11 protein-coding genes are annotated in these 12,631 nt (G+C 60.7%); 7 read left to right on the top strand and 4 right to left on the bottom strand.

The annotated features are described in order from the left end of the window. Positions 1–7: 7 nt before the first annotated feature. Genes ABDB87_RS01105 through tssJ form a run of 4 tightly spaced genes read right to left on the bottom strand, consistent with a single transcriptional unit; the run spans position 8 to position 5,538 of the window. Positions 8–2,785: a type VI secretion system Vgr family protein gene (locus tag ABDB87_RS01105; protein WP_345923304.1), complete on the bottom strand. Its 2,778-nt coding sequence runs from the start codon at positions 2,783–2,785 to the stop codon at positions 8–10. Positions 2,786–2,806: 21 nt separating this feature from the next. Then, positions 2,807–3,577, bottom strand: coding sequence for a type IVB secretion system protein IcmH/DotU (gene icmH / locus ABDB87_RS01110; protein WP_345923306.1), 771 nt, complete (start codon positions 3,575–3,577; stop codon positions 2,807–2,809). After that, on the bottom strand, positions 3,574–4,923 hold the full coding sequence (gene tssK / locus ABDB87_RS01115) for a type VI secretion system baseplate subunit TssK (RefSeq protein ID WP_345923308.1): 1,350 nt from the start codon (positions 4,921–4,923) through the stop codon (positions 3,574–3,576). The genes icmH and tssK overlap by 4 nt, the downstream gene beginning before the upstream one ends. A gap of 24 nt (positions 4,924–4,947) precedes the next feature. Next, positions 4,948–5,538, bottom strand: coding sequence for a type VI secretion system lipoprotein TssJ (gene tssJ, locus ABDB87_RS01120; RefSeq protein ID WP_345923310.1), 591 nt, complete (start codon positions 5,536–5,538; stop codon positions 4,948–4,950). 508 nt (positions 5,539–6,046) lie between these two features. On the opposite strand from tssJ, the gene ABDB87_RS01125 reads away from it, so the two are divergent. From ABDB87_RS01125 to tssG, 7 genes are all read left to right on the top strand, one after another. Further along, positions 6,047–6,586 (top strand): tetratricopeptide repeat protein, encoded by a 540-nt coding sequence (locus tag ABDB87_RS01125; protein WP_345923312.1) that lies wholly within the window; start codon positions 6,047–6,049, stop codon positions 6,584–6,586. Positions 6,587–6,622: 36 nt separating this feature from the next. Beyond that, positions 6,623–7,129: a type VI secretion system contractile sheath small subunit gene (gene tssB / locus ABDB87_RS01130; protein WP_345923314.1), complete on the top strand. Its 507-nt coding sequence runs from the start codon at positions 6,623–6,625 to the stop codon at positions 7,127–7,129. 3 nt (positions 7,130–7,132) lie between these two features. After that, positions 7,133–8,623, top strand: a complete 1,491-nt coding sequence (gene tssC, locus ABDB87_RS01135) for a type VI secretion system contractile sheath large subunit (RefSeq protein ID WP_345923316.1) — start codon at positions 7,133–7,135, stop codon at positions 8,621–8,623. A gap of 26 nt (positions 8,624–8,649) precedes the next feature. Continuing rightward, positions 8,650–9,150, top strand: a complete 501-nt coding sequence (locus tag ABDB87_RS01140) for an Hcp family type VI secretion system effector (protein WP_345923318.1) — start codon at positions 8,650–8,652, stop codon at positions 9,148–9,150. A 66-nt stretch (positions 9,151–9,216) separates the two neighbouring features. Further along, entirely contained in the window at positions 9,217–9,708 is a 492-nt protein-coding gene (gene tssE, locus ABDB87_RS01145) for a type VI secretion system baseplate subunit TssE (protein WP_345923321.1), read from the top strand. Between the two features lie 3 nt (positions 9,709–9,711). After that, on the top strand, positions 9,712–11,553 hold the full coding sequence (gene tssF / locus ABDB87_RS01150) for a type VI secretion system baseplate subunit TssF (RefSeq protein ID WP_345923322.1): 1,842 nt from the start codon (positions 9,712–9,714) through the stop codon (positions 11,551–11,553). After that, positions 11,550–12,611, top strand: coding sequence for a type VI secretion system baseplate subunit TssG (gene tssG, locus ABDB87_RS01155; RefSeq protein ID WP_345923324.1), 1,062 nt, complete (start codon positions 11,550–11,552; stop codon positions 12,609–12,611). The genes tssF and tssG overlap by 4 nt, the downstream gene beginning before the upstream one ends. Positions 12,612–12,631 lie beyond the last annotated feature (20 nt).

Raw genomic sequence — 12,631 nt, forward strand, 5'->3', positions numbered from 1 at the left:
GTGTTGCTCAGGCAAGATCGTCGCGCAGGACCTGTACGCGCAAGCGTTCCTCAGCAGTGGCGGTATCGAGGACAGGACTGCGCCCATCGGCATCTGTGCTTCCTGTCTGAATGGCACCGCTCTGGCGGCGAATCTTGAAGCGCCTGTTGCTTACGGGCTTGCCGGAGTTGGCCCAGCGCAAAACGAAGAATTGATCGAATTTTGGCAGGCCAAGAGGATCGAGTTTTGCAACGCCCATCGAACCGGCGGGCAAGATCTCGAGCTCCGCTGCGCTGCACCCTCCACCCATCAACGCCTTCTGCGCAGCCTTCACCTCGAACTTCCCCGGGCATGCAAAGGTAATGTTTGCGCCCTCCAGCGTGATGGAGCTCTGCCCCGCTTGCAGCACGATTTTCTCGTTGGCGAGAACATGGATTTCGTCGTTGCTGGAGGTGATGGTGACGTTCTGGTCGGCCAGCACTTCAAGGGGGCCGTCGTGGGCCTGAATCGAGAGTGGGGCATTGGCGGCGATCGCCTTGATGCCGCCGGCATGCGTATAGAGACTGGTAGCTTCTCCACTGACAAGGCTGGCCGTGTGCTGCGCGCTGAGCTGGGTGTCATGTTGCGCAACCACTGCGAGCTGCTCGCCGGCGAAGAGCGTCGTGCTGGCTGGTGTGGCAAAGACCAGGCTGGAAGGGGTTTCGGCCAGCATGGCCGGCGCGGAGAACGACTTCAGTTCGCGTTCCGGGCTGCCGGTACCGTCTGCGGGTGCCGCTTCCGGATGGATCACGTCACGGAAGCGTTCGACGCCGGCAAGCTGCGCCAGGGCGTCAGCCTCCGACTGTGCGGCGGCGTCGGACAAACGCTGCGCGGTGTCGGCAGCAGCCTTGAGTTGGGCAGCCGCTTCCGCGGTGTCGAGCTGGGTCGAGGCGCCGTTCTGCCGGGCCGTTGCCGAGAGCAGCATGCCCTTGGCCGCGCGCTGGATCTGCCAGCCATCAGTATGCAGTTCGAAGCCCTGCCCTCGCCATGCACCGCGCTGACCACCGAGGGGCTGATGCTGAATCAGATAGCCCAGGTTGAGCTGACTGGCGTGTGCGCTGCTCGCCAGCCTGGTGCGCAACTGGCCACTGGCGTCGTCAATCTGCCACTGGCTCCAGCCGCTGCCATCGAGCGTGCTCGCATGAAACCCTGCGACGACACCGGCATGATTGGCGGCGCTTTCCTCACCCGCTGGCCAAGGTGGAGTGTCCTGACCGTTATACAACGCGCCCACGATGACGGGATGATCCAGATCCCCGGCATCGAAATCGACCAGCACCTCGCTGCCCACCCTGGGCGTGAAGCTGCTGCCCCAGTTCGGGCCGGCCAGCGCTTCAGCCACGCGAACCCATATGCCATTGGAGTTGTCTCCGGTGGCACGCTCGGTTTCGTGCGCCAGTCCGCCCGGATTGGGCCGTCCTCCGCGCTGCCAGTGAAACTGGATGCGTACGCGCCCATTGCGCTCGCTTGCCGTGGCCAGGTCAGCTCCGGCTTCAACCGGCCCGACAACAAGCGCTGTCTGCAACCCAGGAGCGGCAGGCTTCGCAATCGGACGCGGTACGAGGGGCACGGATGCCGCCGCACACACGGCCCTGTTGCGGTAAATGCCCCGCTCCAGCCGTGCCTGTGAAAGCAGCGCACCAGGGTCCCGCGCGCCTGAGTCCAGATTGTTGCTGGCCTCATGCTCCACGATCAAGACCTTGAACCGGGCAGCTTCACCGCTGAACGCTTCATGCTGGGTCAGCGTGAAGGCCGCGCCTGCTTCCAGTTGCCGAACCGTACCTGCGATCCTGAATGCGGCGGAAGACAATGCCGCATGACGAGCACAAAGTTCGGCAAAGCGTTCAGCCGCTGCCGGATCCTGAAACGAGGCCGCTGCCAGGGCGTCATAATCCTCAAGCTCCGGGAGCCCTGAAGCCGCGTTGGCCGTCGCGGCGCTGCCGCCTGGCGCCAGCAGCTGGCGGTAATCCCAGCTCGACCGAACGTAGTGCGTGCTGGCAACGCGCGCTTCGCACTGCACGCTCTGAATCGTATCGCTCGATTCCGTGGCGCTGCTGCCGTGAAACCGGATGGTCGTCTGCCTGCACTCGGGGCTTTCCGCCGCTGCATCGAAGATCACGAGCCCGTGCCGGGAATGAGCCCCTGCCTCGACAGGCCCCGCCTCCTGCTCATGTTCGAAGCGGTACGAGAGGCCTTCTGCACTCAGGATACGATCCAGGAACTCGCGATCCGTCTCCCGATACTGAATGCAGAGCGGAACTCGCTGCAAGGCTTCCGAGAGCTCGAACTTCCACCTCCCTGTCGGGTATTCAGCCAGGACCTCGCGTGCGATATCTTCGACGGTCTTGTCCTGAAAGATCCGGCTGGTTCGACGCATCGCCATGAGCGCCGTCCATGACTGAATGCGTATTGCATATCTCGCCAGCGAACCATCGCTTCCCAGAAGCGATGCGGCCATAACCACCCCATGCCAACTGCGCGTACTGCGCCCGTCTGCAAGCAGTACCCTGAGCGTGAGCTCCTCCCCGATCAGGCTCTTCAGCTCGATATGCGCAGAAGACGATACGCACTGAATGTCGAAACAGAAGTCTTCCGAAACGGCTTCCCGGCCTTTCATCTGCTCGACCAGCAAAGCTGCATCGGGCAGAGGAGACGTCAGCGTAACAAGACGCGCGTGCTGCGAGAGGGACTTCAGAAAGTCCGCCCGGTCAGGCAGCAGGCTTCCGATGCCGGACGCCAGCGAGGCGCCCGAAAACAGTGTTTCCATAAGCAGGGACCGGGAGCAGGATCAAGGCAGCGTGATGGTGACGCGCGCCTGTTTCGGGGCGAGTTTGAAAAGCTCGGAGTAAGCACCCAGCATTCCCTGGGTGTGCCGATCAAGATAGGCCCGCATGCCGATGAAGCCGAGCACGGCCATGACCGCCATGACACTCGCCACCACCCAGACCGGAATCTCGGTACGCAGTGCATGTTTCACGCGATCCGGAACCGCCCAGTGCGGAGCAAAGGCGGCGCGCTTGCCCTTGTGATGCGCGACCTCATCGCCCACACGGCCGATGAGGTAGTTGATCTTCTCCGGCCCCTCCAGCAGATACTTGCCACGAAAGCCGTGCAGCAGGCAGTGGTGGAAAACTTCGAGTGCCTGCACACGGCGGGCACCCTGCGCCCGGAGCGCCTCGAGCTTCTCGAAGAACACTTCGCCGGCCAACTGCTCACCGAACAGCATCAGCTGCAAGGGCTGGCGCTCCCATTCGTCCCGAACCGAGAAGCGCGAGCCCAGTACCGCTTCATCCACCGCGGCGCAGAAAGCGTACTTCACGTCGTAGATGTCGTCAGGCAGGGCATTCTGCCGCTTCGCATTGCGCTCGAACTCGTCGAGAAAACGACGGATGCGCTCGCGAAAAACACTGGCGTCTGCAGGCGCAGCGCGATTGCGCAACATGAAGAGCAGGTAGAAGCCGTCATGCATGAGATCCGCCAGGCTGCGCGGAACGCGAGGCGCTTCCTGCCGGGGCTGTGCAGGAGTGTTGCCGAAAAGGGTCGGAGCAGAGAGGCTCATTCAATCACCGCCATGAGTTCGAGTTTGAGATCCTTGAAGCCGGAAGGGACGTAGATCGCAATGCTCTGTGCCTGGAGCATGCGTTCGTAGATCGGCCCGTGCGGTTCAACCGAGAAGTAATAGCAGCCAGGGCGAACCGGAATGGCTGCCGGCACCTGCGGAGCAGCCATCAGCTTGATGCCCGGCATCGAAGAGAGCACCAGCTTGTCGACATCTTCCGGAGCACCGAGCTTGAGGCGCATCGGCACGGCCTCGACCAGCTCGGCCGGAGGCATGTCTGACCCCACAGAAAGATAGAAACGCGCGTTGGCGCCAAGCTTTTCGGACTCCAGGCGACCGTTGAAAAGTCCGGGCTTGAGTTCGGACAGGGCTACGCCCACGTAGCGTGCGGAAATCACCGTATCGATGAGTTCGCGGATGATGCGATCCAGCGCCATGAACCCCGCCAGTGGATCCTGGTGGCGGTAAGCAGGCAGATCCGACAGGGAATAGGCCTTGGAAAACGTCAGCAGCTGCCCCGCAAGCCGCAGCAGACTCTGGAACAGACGCTCCGGATGAAGCGCCGGCTGATGGAAGTAGTGAGAGAGCTCAGCGAAGCCTGAGCTGGCGGTATGCAGCAGCCAGAAGGAGGCGACATCGCCCGAACGGAACTCGATGACATTGCGCGAAGGTTCGCGATGATGTCCGTATAGCGCCTCGCACTTTGCCTCCAGCATGTCCATCAGCCTGCGCAACAGACCGGTCAGGACCGGAGAGGATGCGATGCTGATGCAAGGCGGCAGAAAAGAGGCGTCAGCCTCGAATCCTCCGCTCGCAGTCTTGCGAATCCTGAGCAGCGCAAAGGAAAGATATTGCTCTCGAGGCTCGTAGTCAGCGAGCACACGCAGCTGCTTGCGCAGCACGGTCAGCTCCCCCTCTACGGCGTTCGTGTAGAGGTCGCCCGCCGGCTCGCTATCCAGCACATAACGACTGGCCGCCACCTGACGCGTACCGGCGCCCGCGGAGTTGCCACCCTCGGGACGCAACAGCGGCAACGCCAGATGAAAGACCAGCCCGTCCGCCGGAATATCGAGGTCCGCAAGCGCACGCGCCTCGGGCAGCGGATCGGCATAGGGCGCATCGATCTGCTCGCCGTCCTGCATGATGGCCCGTATCTCGAGCAGCCTCAGCAAGCCGCTTTCAAGCGCCTCGCGATCGACCTTCATTGATGACACGCCCCACAGGCAGGCATGCGCAGCCCTCAGGCCAGACGCCAGGCGCTGCTCGTGATAGAGATCCTGTCTCTGGAAATGCTGGGGCTTGAGGAACAGGCCTTCGCCCCACATCAGTTTCTGCACGGTCTTCACGTTCGCTAGAACCTTCTCATTGATTCATCGGCAGGTCACACCACCCAGCGAGCCGGGATTGACCAGTTGCGCGTTGTAGGGAACCCCCTGAGAAACCGTCAACGCACACGCATGCGCCCCCAGCACAATGCCCTTGGCATTCCCCTTGTCCTCGCCGGCAAACACCAGACGCCAGCGATCGGGAGCAGGTGTCCGGAACAGCGCAACAACCCCCACATAGGGCGCCTCGGCAGAAAGTGTCTCCACCCGGGAAAGTTCTTCGCCCGGCTTCACCGCCACTTCCTTTACATCCACCAGATCCGCCGCCAGCGCGGCCTTTTCCCTTGCCGGATCAGCAAGCACTTCATAGGAAGCCTGCATGAATGCCGCGGGATCCTTCAGACGATAAAAGCGAACGACGACAGCCATGCCACGGCCCCGATCATCGGCATTCAGGCTGCGCCCGGCGAACAGTTTCAGCTCCACCTGGCGGCTGACCGGCTGAAGTTTCTTTTCATTCACAGACGAAGCTCCTACCAGCCCCAACGCGCCGTCCTTGATTTTCGAAAGTCCCTCACTGGCACAGCCGGAGAGAAACACCAAAATCATCAGAAAAACACCACAAATACGATTCATCCCGTCTCTCTATTTCAAATCGATCAAATCATCAAAAACGCTCGTCGATAAAAACAAACCACTCATCAATACGGACCAAATCATCGTCAATCAGAAAAACGAGAAATCAAAACAACAAAAACACCAAACACGCCATTAGCAATTACTTACAAAGGGACGCCGTCCTTTAAAATCAAACAGATAACCAGAATCACCCCGTTCCGGAATCATCAATTACGCAAGACGGAAAAATTCTTTTCAGCGGCACCGGACTATACACGCAAACCGCACGGATAATTCAATGCCCATTGATCCATAATTTCAAAAAAAATTTGGTGATAACATCCGCCCCGCTGACAAAACAAAAACACACAGTCTTCAAAATCCTGTCGATTTTGTTGAATTCAAAGAAACAGGCAAAACTCGCATGAAAACCGCAAATCTGATTATTTCCGCATTCATTTCTGCTTCCCTTCTCTCTGCTTGTGTGACCGCACCTCAGCAGGCCCCCAAGACCACTGCCGAGCTCATGAAAGAATCCCAGGCTGCTCTCGACAGCGGGAAAATTGAAACCGCGGTTTCACTGCTTGAAACCGCGTCCAAGGCCAATCCGTCGGATGCAGCGCCCTGGCTGAAACAGGCCCAGGTTTATTTCGACGCCGACAATTACCCCGCAGCCATCCAGGCTTCCGATGAAGCCATGAAGCGCGATCCGCTCAACAAGGACGCAAAGGCCATCGCCGTTGTCGCCAGCCTTCGCGTCGCGATCCGCGCACTCTCGGATATGAACCAGGACAGCCTGCTGCGTGGCTCGAGCCGATCGGAAGCCGAGCGCTTGGCTCGCGCACTTCGCGAAACACTGGCTCAGGACCAGCTCGTCCCGATCAGTGATCCCAAGCAATCTGCCGGCAAACGCGCCCCGGCACGCCGCCCGGCAGCCAGCGCTCCAGCCAAAACGGGCAGCAGCGAAACGCCCGCGTCAGCCCCGGTCACGGCAGCTCCGGCAGCGGCAGCACCGGCCAAATCCTCGGGCAGCAGCTCAGGCAATCCCTTCGGCGCGCTGCGCTGATCCCTGACATCACACCACTATCTATCGGAGGAAAAAGTGGCCAAGTCGGAAAGCATCCAGAAAAAGCTGCAGCGCGTGCGTCCGCCGCGCGTTCAGCTCTCCTACGACGTAGAAATCGGCGATGCCATCGAAGCGAAGGAACTTCCCTTCGTGGTTGGCGTCCTGGGCGATTTTTCCGGCAATCCGGAAAACCCGCTGCCGCGCCTGCGCGACCGTAAGTTCGTCAGCATCGACGGTGACAACTTTGACGATGTCATGAAAGGCATGGCACCCCGGACGGTTTTCCGTGCGAAGAACACCCTTTCGGAAAAGGGTGGCGAACTCGGCGTCGAACTCAAGTTCGAGTCCATGGAGGATTTCCGGCCCGAGTCCATCGTTCAGCAGGTCGAGCCGCTCAAGAAGCTGCTCGAAGCGCGCAGCAAGCTGGCAGATCTGCGCGGCAAGCTCGCCGGCAACGAAAAACTCGACGACATCCTGCAACAGGTACTCACCAGTACCGACCAGCTGGCTGCGCTCAGCCAGGAATCGACGGGGAAGGAATAAGCGATGAACGCAGATCTCTCCGCCGTTCAGGCTGCGTCGCAGACCACTGAACAGGTTTCGCTGCTGGATCGCATCGTTGCAGACAGCAAGGTCGCCAAATCCCAGGCTGAACACAGCCGCGCGCGTGACCTCATCAGCGAACTCGTTTCGCAGGTGATGGAAGGGGCCGTTGTCATTTCGGAGAATCTCTCCGCAACGCTCGATGCGCGCATCGCGGAACTCGACGAAATCATTTCGGGTCAGCTATCGGCCATCATGCACGCCCCGGAATTCCAGAAGCTGGAATCCACCTGGCGAGGTCTCGAGTATCTGTGCAAACAGACCTCGACCAGCACGACACTGAAGATCAAGGTCTTCAACTCCAACAAGAAGGATCTGGTCAAGGATTTCAAGTCGGCCATCGACTTCGATCAGAGCGTGCTCTTCAAGAAGGTTTATGAAGAAGAGTTCGGCACCTTCGGCGGTGCGCCTTTCGGAGCGCTGATCGGAGACTTCGAGATCGGCCGGCAGCCCGAGGACATGTACTTCATCGACCAGATGTCACATGTGGCCGCGGCCTCGCATGCCCCGTTCATTTCCGGCTCGAGCCCTGAGCTGTTCGGCCTGGAATCCTTCACTGATCTCGGCAAGCCTCGCGATCTCGGCAAGGTTTTCGATACGGTCGAGTATGCAAAGTGGAAATCTTTCCGCGAGAGCGAAGACTCCCGTTATGTCGGCCTGACCCTGCCCCACTTCCTGGGCCGCCTTCCGTATCACCCCAAGGATGGCACACCGGTCGAGGGTTTCAACTACGTTGAAGACGTCGATGGCAGCGATCACCACAAGTACCTCTGGGTTAACGCTGCATACGCTTTTGCAGCGCGTCTCACCGATGCATTTGACATGTTCGGCTGGTGCGCAGCCATCCGCGGCGTCGAAGGAGGCGGGCTGGTCGAAGACCTGCCGACCCACACCTTCAAGACCGATGATGGCGAAGTCGCACTGAAGTGCCCGACTGAGATCGCGATTACCGATCGCCGGGAAAAGGAACTGTCCGATCTGGGCTTCATTCCGCTTGTGCATTGCAAGGGAACGGACTACGCGGCGTTCTTCGGCGCACAGTCTGCGCAGAAGGCAAAGAAGTACAACACCGATTCGGCCAATGCCAACTCGGTCCTCTCGTCCCAGCTGCAATACATCTTTGCGGTATCGCGCATTGCGCATTACCTCAAGGCCATGATGCGGGACAAGATCGGCAGCTTCGCCTCGGCCGGCAACGTTGAAACCTATCTCAACAACTGGATTGCCCAGTACGTACTGCTGGATGACGGCGCATCCCAGGAGGCCAAGGCCCAGTTCCCGCTCCGCGAGGCATCCATTCAGGTTTCGGAAGTGCCCGGCAGGCCTGGCGTCTATCGCGCCGTGTCGTTCCTGCGTCCGCACTTCCAGCTCGATGAACTTTCGGTCTCGCTGCGCCTGGTGGCCGAACTTCCGCAATCCGCAAAAGGCGCTTAATCAATTTCCCCTAGAAGGAGCAGCACGTGAAGGATATCTACGTCCAGTTCAAAGGCAAGTTCGATGTCAAGGGCGAGTCCCGCGACAACGATCACAAGGAGTGGATCGAAGTTGGTTCCTGGCATCACCAGATCCTGCAACCGAAGTCGGCTACGGCTTCGACGGCAGGCGGTCACACCGCAGAGCGCTGCGAACACGGCGAAATGATTTTCGTGAAGGATCTGGATCTGACTTCCCCGCGTCTGTGGGAAGGCTGTTCGGCAGGTCACACCTTCGACGAAGTCACGATTGATTTCATGCGTGCAGATGGCACCAGCCGCGTGAAGTATCTGGAAGTGAAGCTGAAGAACGTGCTCATCGCTTCGGTCACCCCGTCGGTGAGCGACGCAGGTACCACTGAAGCATTCGCACTGAAGTACGCCGCGGTGCAATGGACTTACACCGCACAAGACATCAAGGGCGGTACCAAGGGCAACAAGATTGCCAAGTGGAGCCTTGCCAAGAACACGCCGACCTACGACGTGTAATGCAGTACCCGGCCGCCGGCTCCTCCGGTCGGTGGCCGGCCCGAACAGCCTCACCGGAAATGACTCATGGCGGGATTCTTGCCGACATTGTTTGAACGTCTGCGCGACGATCAGCCCCACCGCTCCAACGAAGCAGACCCGATGCGTCGATGGTCCGTCGAAGAACTCAAGGAATCCGTTGCCCGTGATCTGGAGCGTCTGCTCAACAGTCGCAGTGCCTTGTTCTCGGACAGCTTCGACGACTTTCCGGAAAGCCGCAAATCCGTGGCGAGCTACGGCATGGGCGACTTTGTGGGATTGAGCCTTTCCAACCCGGCAGACCGCGAGCTGATCTGCCGCACGCTTGAGCGCACCATCGCCCACCACGAGCCACGTCTGCGCCAGGTGGACGTCCGCCTGGAAGCAGACCGCACAGCCATCGGCTGTCTGCAGTTCGGCATCAACGCCGTGCTCCATGTGAATCCCGCGAGCGAGCCCGTCACCTTCGACGCGCTGCTCCAGCCCAACACGCTTCAGTACGCCGTCGCAAAAGGCCGTACGACTCAGGGAGTGCGCTAGGTCATGCGTGATCTGCTTCCCTACTACGAGCAGGAGCTGACCTTCCTGCGCCGTCACTCCAGAGAATTCGCCCAGCGCTATCCGAAGATAGCGTCACGCCTCCTGATTTCGGGCGATGCCTGCGAGGACCCGCATGTCGAGCGCATGATCGAATCGTTCGCGCTGCTCTCGGCACGAGTCCAGAAAAAACTCGACGATGATTTTCCCGAGTTCACGTCCTCCTTCATTGACGTGCTCTACCCGCATTACCTGCGCCCGCTCCCGTCCTGCTCGATTGCACGGTTCGACATGGCGGGCGCCGATGCCCAGCTCTCCGCCGTCAGCCAGATCAAGCGCGGATCGGGCCTCACGACGCGCCCGGTCAAAGGCGTGAGCTGCAAGTTCCGCACGGCTTTCGACGTCTCGCTCGCTCCGGTTCGAGTCGAGGAAGCCCTCTACAACGAGAACTTCACCCCGCCACGCGGATTTGCCTTGCCCTCCGGCAGCGCTGCCCTGATGAGCCTGACGCTGGCCAGCGCCTCGACACAATTGCCACTCGATGCCGTAGCACTCGATGTGTTCCGTCTTTTCGTGGACGGCGAGAGCTCCCAGGTCGAACAGATCCGCGAGGCCATGCTGTCACGCGCGCTGGCCATCGCGCTTGAGATTCCGGGCCAGCATCGCTGGCATGCGCTCGACACGGGATTCACAAAACCTGTCGGCTTCAATCTGGACGAAGAACTCTTCGACTACGACGCCCGTTCGCATCTGGCATATCGTCTCCTGTCGGAGTTTTTCGCTTTCCCCGAGAAGTTCAATTTCGTCGATCTGGACTTCGCCAGGCTTCGCCAGCTTCTGCCGGCAGGCACTCAGCGCTGCACGCTGCACTTCGTGCTCGGCTCCGAGCAGGACGACAGCCGTGACGCGCGTCTGCTGGAGCGAATGAGTGCGGCGAACCTGCTCACCCACTGCACGCCGGTCGTCAATCTCTTCAACCAGAATGCGGACCCCATCCGGGTCACGCACCGGAAGTCGGCCTATCCAGTCGTTCCCGACTCGCGCCGCGCTCATGCCTTCGAGCTTTACTCGATCAACTCCGTCTCGAAGATCGAGAAGAGCGCCCGCGGCGAAGTCCTGCTCGACTACCGCCCCTATTACGCCCTGCGCCACGGCGAGAACCTCGACGAGAACGGCCGCTTCTACCATCTGCGACGTGACGAACAGGTAGCCGAGCTGAGTCCGGGCTTCGAATACGAAATCTCCATCATCGACCTGGACTTCGATACCCGCTCGGAAAAAACCGAGACCCTGTCCATCGAACTGACCTGCACCAATCGTGACTTGCCAGCGCAACTGCCCTTCGGCATGGCCGGTGGCGATCTGTTCATGGAGGGCGGCGGGCTCGCGCGCAGCATCATGCTGCTGCGCAAGCCCACCCAGACCATGCGGATCGATCGCAGCAAGTCGCACTGGCGCCTGATCTCCCATCTCTCCCTGAGCCAGTTGTCGCTCACGGAGGCCGGGCTGGAAACCCTGAAGGAAAGCCTGGCGCTGTACGACATCACGCGCTCGGCCGTCACCCGCAAGCTCATCGACGGTCTGCAATCCATCGCGCATGAAGTCGTGACGGCACGCATCGCGGGCAATCCCTTCCCGAGCTTCGTAAAAGGTGTGGAAATCACGCTCGGCGTACTGCCCCAAAACTTTGTCGGAACAAGCGTGGAGCAATTCGCACGCCTGCTCGACCGCTTCTTCGGGCTCTATGTTCACACCAACAGCTTCACCAGCCTCGTCGTGATCAATCATGAGAGCGGAGAGGAAATCGTACGATGCGCACCCCGCAACGGCGACCAGATCCTGGTGTGATCGAACGCCTGCGCGAGGCGCCCTGGAGATTCGAATTCTTCCAGGCGGTCCGCGTGCTGGCGACTCACTTCCGCCGAGAGCATGGCGAGGCACCGTCACGCATCGTGGGCGAACGTATCCGCTTCGGCAACTCGCTGAACATCGGCTTTGCGCCGAGCGAGATCGAGTCGCTCGCGTTCGACTACGAGGGTGAGCCGGTCGCGGAAGCCGCCTGGCCCCAGCAAGCCGTGCTGCCGGATGCTGCCGGCATTACCGCGGCCTACCTCACGCCAAGCTTCATCGGGCTGACCGGCAACAACGGCACCCTGCCACGCAGCTATACCGAATCCCTCATCGAGCAGGAAAGCATCCGGCGCGACAAGGCAAGCCGGGCGTTTCTCGACATCTTCTCGAATCGCGCCATCGCGCTTTTCTACCGGGCCTGGGAAAAACACCGCCTTTATTTCCAGTACGAACGCGATCGACGCGAACGCTTCCTGCCGATGCTGCTGTCCCTGATCGGAGCCGGCAACAACGGCATGCAGGAGCGTGTCTGCGAACCGCAGCGTCGCGTGCTGGCCGAAACGCTGGCCTACTACGCGGGCGCGCTGAGACAGAGCGCACGCCCTGCCCACCTGATCGAACGCATTGTCGCCGACTACTTCCAGATCCCCGTCCGACTGCAGCAATTCGTGGGGCGCTGGCATGAGCTTCCGCCCTCACAGCAATCCACGCTGGGTCTCGCCAACGCCAGCCTCGGCGTCGACACGGTCTGCGGCAGCCGGATGTGGCAATGCCAGACTGGCATCGCACTGGAGATCGGGCCGCTCGCGCGCGAAGACTTCGAACGTTTCCTGCCCGGCGGCGAAGCAAGCGAAGCCATCACCGCGCTGCTGGCCACGCTCACCGGCGTCACGCTGGACTGCACCGTCCGCCCCATCCTGCGCCGGCAGGATGTACGGCCCGCCCAGCTGGGTAGCGCTGCACGCCTGGGCCACAACAGCTGGATGCTGACCCGCATCACCCACGAAGACCGCAAGGACCTCGCCTACGAAATCCGGCACGGCTCCACTCACTGAACAAACGAACACCCAACGAT

The sequence above is a fragment of the Uliginosibacterium paludis genome, from assembly GCF_039631355.1.
In the GTDB taxonomy this organism is placed as follows: Bacteria; Pseudomonadota; Gammaproteobacteria; order Burkholderiales; family Rhodocyclaceae; genus Uliginosibacterium; species Uliginosibacterium paludis.

Excerpts from the sequence above, each read along its gene's own strand:
- ABDB87_RS01105 (WP_345923304.1), bottom strand. The coding sequence starts at position 2,785 with ATGGAAACACTGTTTTCGGGCGCCTCGCTGGCGTCCGGCATCGGAAGC.
- icmH (WP_345923306.1), bottom strand. The coding sequence starts at position 3,577 with ATGAGCCTCTCTGCTCCGACCCTTTTCGGCAACACTCCTGCACAGCCC.
- tssJ (WP_345923310.1), bottom strand. The coding sequence starts at position 5,538 with ATGAATCGTATTTGTGGTGTTTTTCTGATGATTTTGGTGTTTCTCTCC.
- ABDB87_RS01125 (WP_345923312.1), top strand. The coding sequence starts at position 6,047 with ATGAAAGAATCCCAGGCTGCTCTCGACAGCGGGAAAATTGAAACCGCG.
- tssC (WP_345923316.1), top strand. The coding sequence starts at position 7,133 with ATGAACGCAGATCTCTCCGCCGTTCAGGCTGCGTCGCAGACCACTGAA.
- tssE (WP_345923321.1), top strand. The coding sequence starts at position 9,217 with ATGGCGGGATTCTTGCCGACATTGTTTGAACGTCTGCGCGACGATCAG.
- tssF (WP_345923322.1), top strand. The coding sequence starts at position 9,712 with ATGCGTGATCTGCTTCCCTACTACGAGCAGGAGCTGACCTTCCTGCGC.